Origin of the sequence: Paenibacillus shirakamiensis (assembly GCF_017874255.1) — a bacterium.
GTDB lineage: Bacteria > Bacillota > Bacilli > Paenibacillales > Paenibacillaceae > Fontibacillus > Fontibacillus shirakamiensis.
This window is the reverse complement of record NZ_JAGGLD010000005.1, coordinates 219,212-236,106: the sequence shown is the minus strand read 5'-3', so window position 1 is coordinate 236,106 and position 16,895 is coordinate 219,212. Positions and strand designations below refer to the sequence as shown.

General features: G+C 43.9%; 14 protein-coding genes. 11 read left to right on the top strand and 3 right to left on the bottom strand.

Annotated elements, in window-relative coordinates:
* The first annotated feature begins 27 nt into the window (after window positions 1–27).
* From infC to J2Z69_RS14540, 8 genes are all read left to right on the top strand, one after another.
* Window positions 28–501 carry a translation initiation factor IF-3 gene (infC, locus tag J2Z69_RS14575; RefSeq protein WP_209864369.1) on the top strand — a complete coding sequence of 158 codons (474 nt, stop codon included), beginning with the start codon at window positions 28–30 and terminating at the stop codon, window positions 499–501.
* A 193-nt stretch (window positions 502–694) separates the two neighbouring features.
* On the top strand, window positions 695–898 hold the full coding sequence (locus J2Z69_RS14570) for a cold-shock protein (protein WP_209864126.1): 204 nt from the start codon (window positions 695–697) through the stop codon (window positions 896–898).
* A 499-nt stretch (window positions 899–1,397) separates the two neighbouring features.
* Window positions 1,398–2,642 carry an extracellular solute-binding protein gene (locus J2Z69_RS14565; protein ID WP_342591599.1) on the top strand — a complete coding sequence of 415 codons (1,245 nt, stop codon included), beginning with the start codon at window positions 1,398–1,400 and terminating at the stop codon, window positions 2,640–2,642.
* A 102-nt stretch (window positions 2,643–2,744) separates the two neighbouring features.
* Window positions 2,745–3,644, top strand: a complete 900-nt coding sequence (locus J2Z69_RS14560; RefSeq protein ID WP_209864123.1) for a carbohydrate ABC transporter permease — start codon at window positions 2,745–2,747, stop codon at window positions 3,642–3,644.
* A gap of 47 nt (window positions 3,645–3,691) precedes the next feature.
* Complete coding sequence (locus tag J2Z69_RS14555) at window positions 3,692–4,510, top strand: carbohydrate ABC transporter permease (RefSeq protein WP_209864120.1); 819 nt, start codon at window positions 3,692–3,694, stop codon at window positions 4,508–4,510.
* A 20-nt stretch (window positions 4,511–4,530) separates the two neighbouring features.
* A complete protein-coding gene (locus J2Z69_RS14550) occupies window positions 4,531–5,541 on the top strand; it encodes a LacI family DNA-binding transcriptional regulator (protein WP_209864118.1) in 1,011 nt (336 codons plus the stop codon).
* Window positions 5,542–5,786: 245 nt separating this feature from the next.
* Window positions 5,787–7,949: a glycoside hydrolase family 3 N-terminal domain-containing protein gene (locus J2Z69_RS14545; RefSeq protein ID WP_209864113.1), complete on the top strand. Its 2,163-nt coding sequence runs from the start codon at window positions 5,787–5,789 to the stop codon at window positions 7,947–7,949.
* A 50-nt stretch (window positions 7,950–7,999) separates the two neighbouring features.
* Complete coding sequence (locus tag J2Z69_RS14540) at window positions 8,000–11,347, top strand: GH36-type glycosyl hydrolase domain-containing protein (RefSeq protein ID WP_209864366.1); 3,348 nt, start codon at window positions 8,000–8,002, stop codon at window positions 11,345–11,347.
* 117 nt (window positions 11,348–11,464) lie between these two features.
* On the opposite strand, the gene J2Z69_RS14535 is transcribed toward J2Z69_RS14540, so the two are convergent.
* Together J2Z69_RS14535 and J2Z69_RS14530 are read right to left on the bottom strand one after the other, a co-directional pair.
* Window positions 11,465–12,682 (bottom strand): ArnT family glycosyltransferase, encoded by a 1,218-nt coding sequence (locus tag J2Z69_RS14535; protein ID WP_209864110.1) that lies wholly within the window; start codon window positions 12,680–12,682, stop codon window positions 11,465–11,467.
* A 178-nt stretch (window positions 12,683–12,860) separates the two neighbouring features.
* Window positions 12,861–13,325 (bottom strand): acyl-CoA thioesterase, encoded by a 465-nt coding sequence (locus J2Z69_RS14530; protein WP_209864106.1) that lies wholly within the window; start codon window positions 13,323–13,325, stop codon window positions 12,861–12,863.
* Between the two features lie 219 nt (window positions 13,326–13,544).
* On the opposite strand from J2Z69_RS14530, the gene J2Z69_RS14525 reads away from it, so the two are divergent.
* From J2Z69_RS14525 to J2Z69_RS14515, 3 genes are all read left to right on the top strand, one after another.
* Window positions 13,545–14,468 carry a prenyltransferase gene (locus J2Z69_RS14525; protein ID WP_209864103.1) on the top strand — a complete coding sequence of 308 codons (924 nt, stop codon included), beginning with the start codon at window positions 13,545–13,547 and terminating at the stop codon, window positions 14,466–14,468.
* A gap of 33 nt (window positions 14,469–14,501) precedes the next feature.
* A complete protein-coding gene (locus J2Z69_RS14520) occupies window positions 14,502–15,245 on the top strand; it encodes a DUF6081 family protein (RefSeq protein ID WP_209864100.1) in 744 nt (247 codons plus the stop codon).
* Between the two features lie 232 nt (window positions 15,246–15,477).
* On the top strand, window positions 15,478–15,657 hold the full coding sequence (locus tag J2Z69_RS14515; protein ID WP_209864097.1) for a hypothetical protein: 180 nt from the start codon (window positions 15,478–15,480) through the stop codon (window positions 15,655–15,657).
* Between the two features lie 125 nt (window positions 15,658–15,782).
* Here the strand turns inward: J2Z69_RS14515 and J2Z69_RS14510 are convergent, their stop codons facing one another.
* The gene (locus J2Z69_RS14510) at window positions 15,783–16,835 is read right to left on the bottom strand and encodes a YeiH family protein (RefSeq protein WP_209864095.1); all 1,053 of its coding nucleotides are present in this window, start codon (window positions 16,833–16,835) and stop codon (window positions 15,783–15,785) included.
* Window positions 16,836–16,895: the final 60 nt, after the last annotated feature.

Below are 16,895 nucleotides of genomic sequence, written 5' to 3'. Positions count from 1 at the left end.
TTATAGCGAAAGGCTGTGGAATCACAAATGATCCTAAATGAGAAGATCAAAGCTTCCGAGGTTCATTTAACAGGCCTAGACGGTGAAGATCTTGGTATTATGGACAAAGCCGAAGCGCTAGCCATGGCCAAACAACTCAAAGTAGATCTGGTCTGTACGTCTTTGATGAGCAGCCCACCTCCCTGCGTGCTTATGGGAGCAGGTACAGCGAAGCAACGTGCTTCCCAAGAGCGAAAGAAAAATCAGCCATCCAAGATAAAGGAAATTCGTCTTACACCTCAGATCGAATCTCATGATTATGAGACCAAGTTAAATCAAGCAGAGCGCTTGCTACAAAGTGGCGATGCGATCCAGTTAGTGGTTCGAATTTCTGGTAAAGAAGGGCCCAAAGCCAAACAATTATTAGAGAGTTTCATGAATGACCTGAAGGCAGTAGCTTCGCCAAATTCCGGAATTCAGATCAGTGGTAAGCAGGCCGCGGTACAACTCAATCCTAAATAATATTTTGAAGATGGGTTTGCTTTTTAAAAATGGATAGGCTATAATGATCTTAGTTGTAAAGCGCAGTCATTTACACATTGTAAAGGGTTGTCATCATCGAAAGCAAAATGATATGGATCCTTTTACAATGTGTGAATCTTTTATTTTAAAGAATAAAAAGAAACATGTTAATAATTTATTGGAGGTAATACAAATGGCACAACAAGGTACAGTTAAATGGTTTAACGCAGACAAAGGTTTCGGTTTCATCGAAGTTGAAGGTGGCGACGATGTATTCGTACATTTCTCCGCAATCACTGGCGACGGTTTCAAAACTTTGGACGAAGGCCAACGCGTTGAGTTCAACGTAGTTCAAGGCAACCGTGGTCCACAAGCTGAGAACGTTGTAAAACTGTAATATAAACAAACAAAAAACGTTCCTAACTTCGGTTAGGGACGTTTTTTTGCGTGTTTTTAGGTTGGTAGATGGTTCGCTGTTCGCTATATGGTTACTAGAGAATAATATGTATTCATACTTATAATCTGCAGCCTTTATAACTAACATTCTTAGTAATGGATGCTTTTGGGAAAGCAGGAGATCATTCCAGAATTTTAAAAAAAGGCACTTGTAATCGCTATCATGGAGGATTATAATGTGATTATTGAAACGTTTCAAATAACATCAGAATAAGGTTAGATTTCTCCCTTGATAACAGGATACAAAAATCGAGCACATCTTTATACTTACCATAATTTTACGGTAATATATCGATTATTGTTATTATTTATGTGTTTATAAGGATGAAAGCTCATGCGGAACTATCGATTTTTTTTCGGTAAAAATCGAAACGTTTCGATGTAAGTGCTTTCAGGTTTAGTTTTTATCGTTAGATCATACTAATTATGGGGTGATTAATGTGAAGAAAAAAACAGGAATGGTATCACTGGCAACACTACTTACGTTTTCATTGATTTTGGCAGGATGTGGCGGATCTAAGGATGACGCAAGCAGTGATGGTAAGAAAGTGCTTAAAGTATGGGCTATGGGCGGAGAAGGTAAAGTTCTTTCACAAATGACCAAGATCTACGAAGAGAAAAATCCGGGTATCAAAGTCGAGGTTCAAGCCATTCCTTGGGATACCGCACATGACAAGCTGGTTACAGCAGTAGCTTCCAAGAGTGGCCCAGACGTTGTCCAAATGGGAACCACATGGGTACCTGAATTCGCCAGTGCTAATGCCTTGTTAGATCTAACCTCATATATTGATAAATATCCAAATCTCAAAGCTGACAACTTCTTTGATGGTGCAGTTGAGACTACGAAATATGATAAGAAAACGGTCGGTATACCTTGGTATGTAGAGACTCGCGCTATGTATTACCGTACGGATTTACTTGCAAGTGTAGGATATCCAGAAGGTCCTAAAACCTGGGATGAACTGAAAGATGCGAGTGAAAAATATGTAGCCAAAAATCCTGGGAAATTTGCGATGTCCATAGATGCTAAAGACCAAGTCTATACTGCACTTTATGCTTGGCAGAATGGCAGTGACTTGATTGATAGCAACCGTCAGCCGCAGTTCAATAAACCTGAATATGTAGAAGCGGTTAATTTCCTAAAGGACTTCTATACTAAGAAGTTAACACCTACAGGCACTGATATGGATATTTTTGCAGCCTTCAAAGATGGAACGATTCCTATGTTCATCAGTGGTCCGTGGATGATCCAGAGCATCAAAGATAAGGCTCCTGAGATTGATGGCAAGTGGGCAGTAAAAGAAGTGCCTACGAAGAAAACGAATACCTCTTCCATCGGTGGAGCAGACTTGTCCGTATTCAGTTATTCCAAAAATGTAGATGAAGCCGTCAAGTTCATTTCATTCATGTCTGATAAAGATAACCAAGTGAAATGGTATGACATTTCCAAAGCACTTCCTGCTGTGAAGACAGCTTGGACAGATGCTAAATTCAAAGATCCTATGATTGCGGCTTACGGTAGACAGTTAGAGCATACACGTTCAACTCCTGCGATCAAAGAGTGGGAGACCATCGCTCAGGCTGCTATTGCTTCATTTGAGCAAATTACGATCGGTGGCGCAGATACCCAGACAGAACTAGATAAATTGAATGCAAAAGCAAATGAAATACTAGGGAATAAATAATTAATTTCTTTCGTCAGCATAAATGGATGCCGGGCTGCTTGAACATGGGACCCGGCTCTACTTATTTCTAACGTTAGATGAATACACTGGAGGTGAGTGACCATGCAGTACATTCAGGATCTATGGAAGAAACATAGGTATCCCTATTTTTTCATTGCGCCGGCAGTCCTTCTGCTGCTTCTCTTCTCAATTGTTCCGATCATTATTGCGCTAATCATAAGCTTCACGAATATGGATCTGATCGGGCTTGCCGATTACTCAGCCATTAAAGGAACCGGGTTTACGAATTACCTGAAGTTATTTGAAGATCCGGTGTTCTTGAAATCCATTTATAATACATTCATCTATGTCATCATCGGTGTACCCTTAGTAGTAATCGTCTCCATGGGAATGGCCCTGCTCCTTAATTACGGCACGAGTTGGTTGTTCAAAACGTTCCGAGTCATTTATTACATGCCTTCAATTACGAATATTGTAGCGGTAGCTGTGGTCTGGGGATATCTGTACAACAGCTCTTACGGTCTGTTCAACTATGTTCTATCTTGGTTCGGCTTACCTGCCCAGCAGTGGCTACAGGATCCTACTCTAGCGAAATTATCCCTAATTCTACTTGCGGTCTGGAAGGCTGTAGGTCTGAATATGATTATTTTCCTCGCTGCCCTACAAGGTATTCCACGTACTTATTACGAAGCCGCGGAGATTGATGGAGCTACAGGCTGGAAGAAGCTACGCTTTATCACCGTACCATTGCTTGCCTTTGCCACCTTCTTCGTTACAATCACGACGTTGATTGGCTGGATTCAATTCTTCGAAGAACCACTCGTTATGACTAAGGGTGGACCTCTGAATGAGACGATTTCGATGGCTTTATTCATCTATAATAATGGGTTCCAATTGCGTAATTTCGGTTATGCGGCTTCGGGTTCATTTGTACTGTTCGTCATTATTATTATCGCGACTCTCATACAGTTCGTAGTGAAGAAAAAAGATGTAGAGTACTAGGATACTTAGGCCTCGTGCCGCAACTGTAGTGAAGGAGGCGAAATCTTTTGGCAGCTAAAAGAATAGAGAAAACAGTAATGATTGTGCTGCTTATTGTTGTAGGGGTCCTGATGATGATCCCTTTTATCTGGATGCTAGGCTCTTCGTTCAAGCCAGAAAGTGAATTCACAGCGATTCCACCCACGGTTTTCCCGAAGGCTCCCACATTAGAGCATTATAAAAAGCTTTTTGTAGAGATGAATTTCCTTATCTATTTGAAAAATACGCTGGTGATTGTAATTTGGTCCTTCGTTGGATTGTTCCTAAATGCGATCGCAGGGTATGCCTTTGCCAAATTTGAGTTCCCTGGTAAAAATAAATTCTTCTATATCATTCTGGCTACGATGATGATTCCGAGTCAGGTGACGATGATCCCAACATATTTGATTATCAATGAAATGGGACTTACGAACACGATGGCGGGTATTGTGCTTCCGAGTCTCGTCGGTGCCTTCGGAATTTTCTTATTCCGTCAATTCATGACAACAATCCCGGATGACTTAATGGAAGCGGCGAGGTTGGATGGAGCAGGGGAATTACTCATTTTCTTCCGTTTAATATTACCTATAGTCAAACCTGTATTTGCTGTTCAAGGGATCTTGACCTTTATTGGGGCTTGGAATAGTTTCTTATGGCCTCTGATTATCGCAAATGATGAAAGTCTATACACGTTATCCGTAGGATTATCCCTACTTAAAGGTCAATATGGAACGAATTTCGGTCTCCAGATGGCCGGGGCCGCATTTATGGTCGTTCCTATCATTATTATTTTCACATTCTTCCAAAAACATATTATTGAAGGTTATACTATTTCAGGAATGAAATAGAAGAAGGGCGGAATTATTGCATGGCAACGATCAAAGACGTGGCGAAACTGGCGGGGGTAGCTCTATCGACAGCATCTTATGCGTTAAGTGGAGATTCTAAGGTAAGCACGAAGACAAAAGATAAAGTTCTGGAAGCTGCCCGGCAGCTGAACTACCGCAAAAACGGTTTTGCCATGGACTTAAAGCGAAGCCGTACCAATACCATTGCACTCATTTTAACGGATTTGTCCGGTCCGTACTATTCGGAACTTATTCGCAGTATTCAGGATGTAGCCTTAACGAATGGATATGACATGATCGCTTGCAGCTCAATGGGCGGACAGGATTCTACGGCGGTGCGGTTCCTAAGAGAAAAGCGAGTAGACGGAGCCATTGTGCTAGCACAAAATATCACGGATGACACATTACTAGAATCTGCCGGTGATAGGTTCCCCATCGTAGTGATGGATCGGGAGTTGACGGGATCAGGTCTTATTAATGTACGTGTAGACTCTGAGCATGGGGGCTACACGGCTACCAAATATTTAATTGATGCGGGTCATCAGACCATCGCTTATATCAGTGGTCCCTCAAATTCTAGTGATAATGCGCTGCGTTATCAAGGTTACCTTCGAGCAATGCATGAAGCTAACTTGGAGGAAAAGGCAAAATGGCGCCTAGGTGGTAACTTTGTCCGTGAAGGAGGATACAGTGCTACCAAGATGATGATGATGCAGGGCGATATGCCTTCCGCTATATTTTATGGAAATGATGAGATGGCGATAGGTGGATTGAAGGCGCTGGAAGAAGGTAATATTTCTGTACCAAATGATATTTCCATTATAGGTTTTGACGATATCCAACTAGCTGAATACCTGACTCCACCCCTGACTACAGTGCGTCAGCCCAAGCATGAATCGGGTTCCCTAGCGGGTCATCTCTTGTTCCAAATGCTCAACAAGGAAGAAGTAAATGAAGCGTATAAGCTTACAATCGAATTGATTGAGCGTGCATCAGTACAACAACTTATTCCTATGAATAATGAGAAGTAATCCTGAATTCAGATGAATTTGTTCGTGTGACAAAGTAATGGCTCGGGAACGTAGCTTATAGAATTGTAAGTCTATGTTCCCTACGTCTCTTGCTGGAAAGAAAAAGTACATGTGTATTCATTAATTGAAACGTTTCGATTTATTGTTTTTAAGATTAATTTTTTCATATATATAATAACTAATTGGAATGAGAAACGATTCGCAATACTGAAATTTATAACTTAATTGGATGGAGGCGAGACTAGATGACTACCGAGTTCGTGAACCAACTCATATCGCAAATGACCCTAGAGGAAAAAATAGATCAATTGATTCAACTAGCGGCTCCTTTTTTTGAGGGATCTTCGAGTAATGGGCAGATTACGGGTCCGATGGAATCGCTAGGAATTACTTCGCAAAGTATTCAAAATGCCGGATCTGTATTAGGCCTTGCAGGCGCGCAAGAAGTGATTGCCGTGCAAGAAGCTCATTTGAAGAACAATCGACTAGGCATACCTCTTCTAATGATGGCAGATATTGTACATGGATTTCGTACGATATTCCCCGTGCCGCTAGCGATAGGATGCTCCTGGGATGTGGAGTTAGCTGAAGTGAGTGCCGGGATCGCAGCGAAAGAAGCTGCTGTATCTGGACTACATGTGACATTCGCACCTATGGCCGATCTAGTGAGAGATCCACGTTGGGGACGAGTTATGGAATCGACGGGGGAGGACCCGTATCTTAATTCTTTGTTTGCACGGGCCTTTGTTCGTGGCTTCCAAGGAGATGATCTGGCCAATGACCCTCACCGATTAGCGGCTTGTGTGAAGCATTTTGCAGCGTATGGTCTTGCTGAGGGAGGCCGGGATTATAACACCGTAGATCTGTCGGAAAGACAACTGCGGGAATACTATCTACCTGCATATAAGGCAGCCCTTGATGAGGGTTGCGAGATGGTTATGACCTCGTTCAATACGGTGGATGGTATTCCGGCAACAGGCAATCGTAGACTTATGCGTGATTTGCTTCGGGATGAATGGGGCTTTAATGGGGTGCTGATCTCTGACTGGGGAGCTGTGAAGGAGTTAATTGCCCATGGCGTGGCAGAGGATGAAAAAGAAGCAGCTTATTTAGCCATGCAAGCGGGTGTGGATATTGAGATGATGACCCCTGGGTATGTCCATCATCTGTCAGGCCTTGTCCAAGAAGGGCGAGTAGATGAGCAGATGATTAATGAGGCAGTCGCTCGAATTCTTACTCTCAAAGAAAAACTGGGGTTATTTGAACATCCCATGAGGGGAGCTGACCCTGCTGCGGAGAAAGAGATTATCTTCAGTGATGAACATCGCAAGGCATCCCGAGAGCTGGCTACCAAGTCCTGCGTGTTGCTCAAGAATGAAGGCATACTGCCGCTCAAATCGGAACAACGGATCGCTTTAATCGGTCCTTTTGCAGGGAATGGAGATATCCTCGGACCTTGGTCCTGGACAGGATCTCAGGAGGATGCTATTCGCTTAGATCAAGCTCTACGGGATGTTTATGGAGATCAGCAAGTATGTTGTGCGGAGGGCTCCGGTATTGACTCCATAAGTGAAGACCAAGTTCAAGAAGCGTTAGCTGCAGCAGCACAAGCCGATGTAGTAGTCTTGGCGCTTGGCGAGGATTCTGAGATGAGTGGTGAAGCAGGTTGTCGGGCTGATATTCGGTTGCCCCAAGCACAACTTGAGCTTATAGCCCGCCTGCGTCCTTTAGGAAAACCTATGGTGGCTGTGTTATTTAATGGTCGGCCGTTAGATTTACATGGCGTGTATGATCAGGTGGATGCTGTACTAGAAGCTTGGTTCCCAGGTAGTGAAGGTGGAGCTGCAATTGCGGATCTGTTAACGGGACGAAGCAATCCATCAGGGAAGCTCGCGATGTCCTTCCCTTATCATACGGGACAAATTCCGGTTTATTATAATCATTTCAATACGGGGCGTCCGCAAGGAGCACCCGATGCTCAAGTGAAATATGTATCGCAGTATCTGGATATTCCTAATGAGCCGCTGTTGCCATTTGGATACGGGCTTAGTTATACCTGTTATAGTTATGGTCCGCCTGTATTATCCTCTGAGACCATGACAGCAAGGGAGTCTATTCAGATTACCGTGGAAGTTACGAACACAGGACTTGTGTCGGGGGAAGAAATCGTACAGCTCTATGTTCGAGATCATATCGGTGAAGTCGTTAGACCGGTGAAAGAACTCAAGGATTTCCGTAAAGTGCGCTTAGCCCCTGGGGAACGAAAGCTAGTTGCTTTTACACTTACAGAGGAACAATTGAGATATCATCATGCGGATTTACAATATATAAGCGATGCAGGTAAGTTCACGGTATATACAGGAAGCAGCAGTCAGGATGTTCAGGGCGCCGAATTCCGACTTGTATAATAGAGAAAAGGAGCGTGGGAAACGTGGTAGCAACAGCTACGAATCATCTGATGGTGTCACGGGGGAACTTATCTTTTGAATTTTTGAAGACTGGGGATTTGTATCAAGCTTTAGGCGCGGGGACGATGCTGAATCAACTACTCAGCCATGAACTCGATGGATCTTTAAATAATATCTATTTGAGAGTGTACCTTGCAGAAGAAATTCGCTTCTTTCCATTAATGGGAATAGCTTCAACCAGTCGATTAAGTAGTAGCGATCAAGGGTTGATCTGGACAGGTAGATTGTCTGCTGAGGAGATTGGACTTGTCGGTGACCTTGAATATACAATTCACTTTCATCTGACAGCACAAGGAATCTGGTTCTGGACTGTAGATGTAGAAGGGAAGGGGATGACAGTTGATGTTGTCTATGGACAGGACCTAGGACTCGCTAGTTCCGGGGCCGTACGAAGCAACGAAGCTTATCTATCTCAGTATATAGATCACTCTGTATATGAAGATAAGCAGAAGGGTTATGTGATCTGTTCCCGTCAGAATCAGCCTCAGGCAGGGTCTTTTCCCTATATACAGCAAGGATCTATGACAGGCAGTATAGGATACTCCACGGATGGTTTCCAATTCTTTGGACTATCGTACAAGGCAACAAATCAGCCAGAAATCCTTACGAAAGCTAAGCTTGCTAATGAAATATACCAATATGAATTTGCTTATACTGCACTGCAATCGGAACAGGTATATATGGAGGGTTCAGCCCGATTTGTATTCTATGGACTGTTCAAAGAGAATCATCCAGAAGCTGTAGAGCAACTTGAATTCATCGATGAGATTCAGCAAGCTTGGGAAGACGTGCAGTCTCAATTCCAAAAGGGTCTGGTAGGATTAGCGGTTCAGACGACACAACGTTCTTCCCTATTAGGCGAGCCTTTGAGTTCCGATTCCCTGACAGAGGAAGAGATGGACCTGCTCTATCCACAACGATTCCAAGAAGAATGGGATGGCGGAACGAGACTTTCTTTTTTCACAGGTACGTATGAACATGTGGTTCTGAAGGAGAAAGAACTTCGCGTGGAGCGTCCTCATGGGTCGATATTAATGAGTGGCGACAATGCTAGACTGAACGATCGTGTAATGACGACGACATCATATATGTACGGTATTTTTAACTCGCAGGTTGTAGTAGGTAACACCAATTTCAATAAAATGATGACCAATGCACGTAGTGCGCTGAATATTCCCAAAACTTCGGGCCAACGAATCTATGTTGAACTGGATGGACAATTACGTTTGCTTACGATGCCTGCTGCATTTGAAATGGGCTTTAATTATATGAGATGGATCTATAAGACAGATGGTGATATGCTCGTCGTTACGAACTACACCACCGTAGATTCTCCCGAGGTTAGGCTGCACGTACGCTCATTAAGCGGAGCGTCTTATCGCTATATGGTTACCCAGCAAATCTCGATGAATGTCGCAGAATATGAGATGCCTTATCGTATTGAACAGAACGGACAAGTGTTATCTTTCCGGGCCGATCCGTCCTCGATCAGTTCAGAGGTATTCCCCAATCTAACGTATCGTCTTCATATGGAGGGGACGAAGTTCCAGCTAGAGGAGGAATCTTGGCTCGTTGAAGGAATGAATGCCTCTCAAGCGGGCCTGAATATCCTCATGCTGGATGCAGCACCTACATGGACCATCACGCTTCAAGGATTACTAGATGGCGTGGAAATTGCTGTAACAGACCGTACATTTGAAGTGGAGACCGAATCTTATCGTAAGTTCTTCCAACAGGTGATGAATGGGTTCCATCTGTCCAGAAGTGCTGAGGCTGAGGGGGATATATTTAAAGTTAATGCGCTAGCTTGGTGGTACACGCACAATATGCTGGTCCATTATTCAATGCCGCATGGTCTGGAACAGTATGGCGGAGCAGCATGGGGAACGCGGGATGTATGTCAGGGACCCACAGAGTATTTCTTGGCTACGCAAAAGTACGATCAGGTACGCGATATCTTGCTGAAGGTCTATTCCCATCAGTATGAGGATAGTGGGAACTGGCCGCAGTGGTTCATGTTCGATGCTTATACGAAGATTCAGCAAGAAGAGAGCCATGGGGATATTATTGTCTGGCCGCTGAAGATCATAGGTGATTATTTGGCTGCTAGTCATGATTTTGCTATTCTAGATCAACAGGTACCTTACACGCGGAAGCATGATTTTGATTTTACAGAACAGACCTTTGCGATCCGAGAACATGTGCTAAAAGAATTAGAATATATCAAGCATCATTTCCTTCACGATACGAAGCTATCTTCCTATGGAGATGGGGATTGGGACGATACCTTGCAACCGGCTAACGAGCAGCTTAAGCAATATATGGTTAGTAGCTGGACCGTTGCGCTTACCTATCAAGCCGTACATCAGTTAGCAGAGGTGCTGCAGGACCAAGATGCGGCATTTGCTAAGGAACTCGCAGAGCTGGCTCAAGGAATTCAGCACGATTTCAATCAGTATATGCTTCAGACCGATGTCATTCCCGGCTTCGTCTATTTAGAGGACCCCGATCACGCTAAGCTTATGGTACATCCTACAGATGAGGAGACAGGCATTCAGTATCGCTTGCTTCCGATGACGCGAAGTATTATAAGTGAGCTGCTCACACCTGAGCAAGCCTTGGCGCATTACGAGATTATTCAAGATCAACTGCTCTGTCCAGATGGTGTAAGATTAATGAATCGTCCCGCTCAGTATGCTGGTGGGGTGAGCACTCATTTCAAACGTGCAGAGCAAGCCGCGAATTTTGGGCGCGAAATTGGACTTCAATATGTGCATGCACATATTCGCTATATTGAAGCTATGGCCAAAATGGGCAAACCCGAGCAAGTGTGGCATGGTCTTGAAGCTATTAACCCTGTTGGAATTCAAGATGTTGTACCGAATGCAGAGCTGCGTCAAAGTAATGCTTATTTCAGCAGTTCAGATGGCAAGTTCGCTACGCGATATGAAGCACAAGAGCATTTTGATAAGCTGCGAACAGGGGCGGTTCCTGTAAAAGGGGGATGGAGAATCTATTCCAGTGGACCGGGGATCTATATGAATCAGTTGATTACGAATGCGCTGGGCATCCGTACAGAGGGAACCGATCTAGTCATCGACCCCGTACTCTCAGCAAGTCAGAATGGCTTACAGTTTACGTTTGAGTATGCGGGAGTACCCGTAACGTTCACCTATCACTATACCGATGGTCAAGTGCGTAAGGTTCATGTGAACGGGCAAGAAGCTCAAGCGACAACGTTAACCAATCCTTACCGAGGTGCAGGTCTTCGCATTAACCGTGCCGTATTTGAAAAGTTAACTTCCAATGAAGAAGCTATAGTAGATATCTATATTTAGTATCGTAAAAAGGCATTCCCCCTTCGCTTAGGCGCAGGATGGAATGTCTTTTTTGGCTTCATTAGCTACAGCTAAGTCGATAGGTGATAGGGATGGTAAGCTATCCTTTTGCGCTAACTAGGGCTTAGTAGAAGGGGAGAAGCGATTGTTCGATAAGATCTTTGGATTATATCTAGAGTTGACTAGGAAAGCGGCTTGGCAGACCATGAAGGTCATAAGTAACATAAAGGGGGCGCCGTACCTTACCGTAGGGATGAACATGAGCTGGAACATGAGCATGGCTGTGAAAGATACTGCGAGGAAGCTACGTCTCCATATGAGCAAAGGAAGTGCGAATAGGCTAAGTAGTAGAGTTAAATAATGTAAAAGCACACCCGCATACATATAAAATTGCGGGAAATTAAGAGTGCTGCTTACCCACATGGATCGAAAAGTATAGTAAAGTTTACCGAAAGAAAACCAACCTAGAAATTCAAGCGGACGTTCGATGAACCCATTCACAATCACGCGAATACCATATGCGGTCTGGCTTAGGCCGAGGCTAGCCATCTCACGATAATTCACATCTTCTCGAAAATAGGGATAAGCACCAGCTAGTAGCGCATTCCCACTGTCCGATGCAAGCAAAGTGAATTCGCCAAGCACTAAGGCGTTACGAAGCACCCAAGGCAAGAAGCAACAGGCTGTGACAATGAGGTAAGGGAGTAACCATCTTCTCATTCGAGCATTCCATGCGAAGTAAATAAAAGCTACAGCAAGCACAGGAAACATGGTCGGGCGGGTGAGGATGGTTAACGTAAGAGTGAATCCGCTCAAGCTGACCGTCGTCAAATGTGTTCGCTCCACCATCCATTGCCAGCTTAGAAAGAAGCAGGCAAGAAAGAAAATGAACAAAGTTTCTGTGATTAATATTCCTGTTCCATATATAAATGGGGGATAAATAGCGACAAAAAGTCCCGCAAGTAGTCCCCATCCGTGATTTGTTATCGCTCTAATATAGGCATAGGCAGGTAGCACTGTAGCAGCACCAACTATAATTTGAGCCCAGAGTAAAGCATCTAATCTCATAGAGAAAGTGCTTAGGATGATATAAGCGAAAAGAGGGAAGCCCGGGGTAACCCTAGCATTAGGTTCACTTTGTCCATAAGCGTAGACATTGCGTTCTATCATCTGTTGGACCGTGCTAAAGTAGCCGGAAGCATCGCCCTCTAGGGGGTTTTGTGATCCTAGCACAAATACATAGAGGAAGCGTAGTCCAAGCGCAAGAAAAAAGATAGCAGGAAGCCAAAATGCAGCAAGCACCTTAGAACGGGGTAATAATAGTTGCGTGTACAAATAGACCATCCTTTTAAAGAGCGTAATTCTTACTAGTATCCCCACAATGGGATATTCTTAATATAAAAGGCAAGGACATTTCACGTACTTGGATGGTATTTCATACATTTCAGCAAAATAAGAGCAGACATCCATTAGGACATCTGCTCCGCGATAAAATAATTCATTATATGGCCAGCTACTCCAATAGTCCGTTACCTTCATGTGCACGAATTGCTTCACGCGCCCGATCAGGAATAGGCGTACTCTTATTGGTTGCGGTATCTACAAGTACGATGGTTCCGCGCCCAGCAGCCTTGAGATTATCGTGGGCCACTAAAGCATATTCTACATCCATAGATGATCTACCTATCCTTGCTACACGTACATGTAATTGTAGGGGGTCTCTCAAGTAGATCTGGGCTAAGTACTGGCATTCTAGATCGGCAACAATGGATACGCGTTTGTCGCTAAATAGCTCATCGGTAAGACAGAGGTTCTCAAAATATTCGATGCGTCCCTGTTCAAAATACATGAAATAACTCACATTGTTCACGTGACCGAGCATATCTGTCTCGCAATATCGAATTTTAAGAGGGATGCTGAATTGGAACTTCTCAAGCCAAGCTTGTGGATCAGGCTGGATAAAGGCGGCCTTGCTCATGGAAATGCCCCTTTCATATGTAAGTATATGCATATATTGTAGGCTCTACGGACAACATTCGCAACATAACACACTTTATTTGAAATGATTGACAACTTAGCCTCATCGATGGTCATAGCGATCCTATTTTCCGCTTACAATCCAGATGTCATCCTGTATAATATAAATAGGTGTAAATTCTTTAGTAATTATTGATAAGTTAGGGAGGGAAGCGTCGGGATGAACAAATGGACCTTATTTAAGAAGGCATCCCGGTTTCAAGTCATACCAGTCATGCTGGTACCTGTTATTCTAGGGGCACTTGGGGCTTATGTGTGGAAGGGTGTTTTTCACCCTGTATTATTTATATTAACTTTAGTGGGAGCAGGCGCAGCCCATCTCTTCTCTAATATGGTGAATGATCTTTGGGACTACCGAAGCGGGGCTGATACAGCGGCCCGAGATACACCAGATGTGGTGTCCACAAATTCTGGGTTTTTGGCTAATGGCACCATGTCGGAACGTACCTTTGCGATGATGACATGGTCATTGTTTGGAATCGCAGCATTATGCGGCATTACGTTAGCTTGGTTTGCAGGATGGCCTGTCCTTGTATTCAGTGGTCTCGGTGGTCTAATTGCTTACTTCTATGTGGCTCCGCCCCTGCAATTCGGTTACCGGGGCAAAGGCCTTAGTGAGATTGCTATTTTGCTATCGTTCGGTGTGCTTCCTATCATGGGAACGTATTATGTACAGACACAGGAACTTAGCGCCTTATCTATCATGCTGAGTCTTCCTGTTGGACTGCTTACGACACTAGTTCTATTCAATCATCATTTTCTGCATTGGCAGGCCGATCGGCAAGCAGGAAAGAATACACTTGTCGTAGTCTGGGGAGAAGAGCGTGCACTTCGTTTCTCAAAAATGTTACTGTGGTTATCTTATATTTCAGTTGTTGTGTGCGTACTGATTGGAGCACTTCCGGTCTACGGATTGCTGTCATTACTGACTATATTCCCGCTCTACAAAGTCTACACCGGGCTGAGTCAGCATAATCCATCTAAGGCTTATCTTCCTTTAATGGGGGCTTCGGTACAGGCTTCAACTCGTTGTGGCCTCATTATGAGTGCTGCATTGCTAATTCAAGGTCTAATAGCTCAGTAACATATAAATTTTGAATAAGCGAGGGATTACAACATGGAGCAACAAAAAGTGTTCGGAAACTTTCATACGATTTTGTCGGATAATGATGTATGGAAAATTGGAGGATTCCCCTTGCCGGATGGCAGCTTCTGGTCCTATCGTGAGCCGGAAGCCGTAGTCATCGTGCGTAACGATGTGTTATATGTGCGTGCTCCGCTTAGCCGGGAGCATCATCAGATTCAAATTTTAGACAATGCTAAGCATATGTATTACTCGGTTGAGGATGTGGCCGTACCTGAGGAGGGCGAAGTCTCATTTGAGCTTCAGATCCGTGCTCGTACGCAAGGAACTGCTCCAAATGATCTATATGATGGCTATGTATCCCTGAACTTACTTGACTTTACTACAGGTGCTGCACTGGACTTTTTTGCGGGGAATGATAAATATGCTACGGTCTACGGAGTCCTTCCTTTCCCTGGAGTAACCGTTCCTACTACAGACAAGACGAAATACTTCTGTATCTTTAAGGAAGATACTAATTTCAAACCTCGTGAATTCAACACGTACCGCATCACCTATAATCGGGCTAACGACGAAGCTATTTTTTATCTCAATGATGAAGAAGTACGCCGCGAACGTGAAATTCCGGTTAAACTGAATCGGTTCACGATTGCGCTGGGTATTATGACAGAGAAAGACCTTTCTCCAGAAGGTAGTGTATCTGTTCATGGGCAGACCGTTATAGCTGAGTGGACTCCTGTAACAGTGACAACTACAGACCGAGCAATAACGGACTAGGTAACGGGAATTAAAAATAATAAATCGAAAAATAAAATCAAATAGAAAATAAAAATAAAATAAACAAAAATAATTTGACTAAATCAAATCCAGAATTGATGTAGTTATAAAGACTCTTCTGCTATCCATTGCAGGGGGTCTATTTTATATGTGGAAAATGTATGTTTAGTAAGACAGCAAACCATACTACTCTAAATACATCAGCTTAAGTTCAAGAGGAGGTTCATCTCATATGACACACCCGGAGGATAATGATCCCAAATATTATCAAGGCAGCGACAATAACGGCCAAGATGACAAAGAAGACAAACGTGGTGAGATCGGTCTGGGGCGTAAAGCACTTCAGAAGAATGTTAACCCAGACGGAGGAGATATCCCTAACGCTTATACCAATATCGCTAAAGAAGAGTGAGTATACAAATCTAGGGCAAAGGATCTCCTTATAAATGTTGAAAATGCACCTCTTGATGGGACGGGGGACGGTTATGTTCAGCCCAAGCCATGAAGGGGTGCATTTTTAATTTTGGAACAATGGAATTACAACATGATCCATGTAAGAAACGAGAGGAAAATGGATGTGACCAACATAGCTAGAAAAGGGCGAAGCGCTTTACTTTTTAGCTCTGCAAGAAACACGTTTAGTCCCAGACTAACCATAGCCATCGCTAAAAGAATTTGGGTAACCGTAGAGATTACCGTGCTTGTCGAACCAGTAATTGGATGTCCTTGTGCGGCAAGTAATGTACCCAGAATACTCATCCCTAGAAAGCCGAGGAGGAAATAAGGAAAGGTAATCCGGGAACCCGGTTGCTGTGGACCCTTACGTCCGATGCGCACCCAAAGAATTAGGCTTAATGGAATCAACATCATGACCCGTCCAAGCTTAGCTATTAAAGCGGCGCTCATTGCCTCCTGACCCGCAGGTGCAGCAGCCAACGCTGTATGAGCAATCTCATGTAAAGATAGGCCGGACCACATCCCATATTGATAGGTACTGAGTGGTAAAAAGGGATATAACAGCGTATATCCAACAGCAAATAGCGTTCCGGTAAGAGCCACAATGCCTACCGCAGAAGCGGTATCTTCATCCTTTGAGCCCAGTAAGGGAGATACTGCTGCAATTGCCGCCGCTCCGCACACGCCGGTGCCAATACCTAAGAGAAGGGTGAGTGACCGATCAGCTTTCCATTTCCGACCAAGCCATGTGGTGAGTCCAATAGAGAATACTACAACAATCGCATCCCGGAGCAGCACACCCGGTCCATGCCGAACGATATCTGTAATGTTGAGTTTGAGTCCAAAAAGAATGATGGCTGAACGTAACAAATATTTGCTTGTAAATTGGATACCCGCAACCAGTTTTTGGGGATAGCCTAGAATTTGACGATACAGCACGGCTACAAGAATAGCGCAAGCAAGAGGACCAATTCGCTCAAGTCCGGGAAGATAGCTGAGAGCAAAGCCAATTAGGGCTAACAGTGCAGTGAACAGTACACCTGGAAATATAGATTGAAATGGCGGTCCATCGAACGGATGCCTATGAGTTAAGTTAAAGAAATGATGATGAGATGAAGTCGAATCAGATCGCATAGATGTTAACCTCCTGTGTATCTCGTGATGGGATTGCTTTAAGCATATGCTAGCTTTTAT

What these genes read in the sequence shown, in the direction of transcription:
- infC (WP_209864369.1), top strand. Translation starts at nt 28, where the DNA reads ATGATCCTAAATGAGAAGATCAAAGCTTCCGAGGTTCATTTAACAGGC.
- J2Z69_RS14570 (WP_209864126.1), top strand. Translation starts at nt 695, where the DNA reads ATGGCACAACAAGGTACAGTTAAATGGTTTAACGCAGACAAAGGTTTC.
- J2Z69_RS14560 (WP_209864123.1), top strand. Translation starts at nt 2,745, where the DNA reads ATGCAGTACATTCAGGATCTATGGAAGAAACATAGGTATCCCTATTTT.
- J2Z69_RS14550 (WP_209864118.1), top strand. Translation starts at nt 4,531, where the DNA reads ATGGCAACGATCAAAGACGTGGCGAAACTGGCGGGGGTAGCTCTATCG.
- J2Z69_RS14545 (WP_209864113.1), top strand. Translation starts at nt 5,787, where the DNA reads ATGACTACCGAGTTCGTGAACCAACTCATATCGCAAATGACCCTAGAG.
- J2Z69_RS14540 (WP_209864366.1), top strand. Translation starts at nt 8,000, where the DNA reads ATGGTGTCACGGGGGAACTTATCTTTTGAATTTTTGAAGACTGGGGAT.
- J2Z69_RS14530 (WP_209864106.1), bottom strand. Translation starts at nt 13,325, where the DNA reads ATGAGCAAGGCCGCCTTTATCCAGCCTGATCCACAAGCTTGGCTTGAG.
- J2Z69_RS14525 (WP_209864103.1), top strand. Translation starts at nt 13,545, where the DNA reads ATGAACAAATGGACCTTATTTAAGAAGGCATCCCGGTTTCAAGTCATA.
- J2Z69_RS14520 (WP_209864100.1), top strand. Translation starts at nt 14,502, where the DNA reads ATGGAGCAACAAAAAGTGTTCGGAAACTTTCATACGATTTTGTCGGAT.
- J2Z69_RS14515 (WP_209864097.1), top strand. Translation starts at nt 15,478, where the DNA reads ATGACACACCCGGAGGATAATGATCCCAAATATTATCAAGGCAGCGAC.
- J2Z69_RS14510 (WP_209864095.1), bottom strand. Translation starts at nt 16,835, where the DNA reads ATGCGATCTGATTCGACTTCATCTCATCATCATTTCTTTAACTTAACT.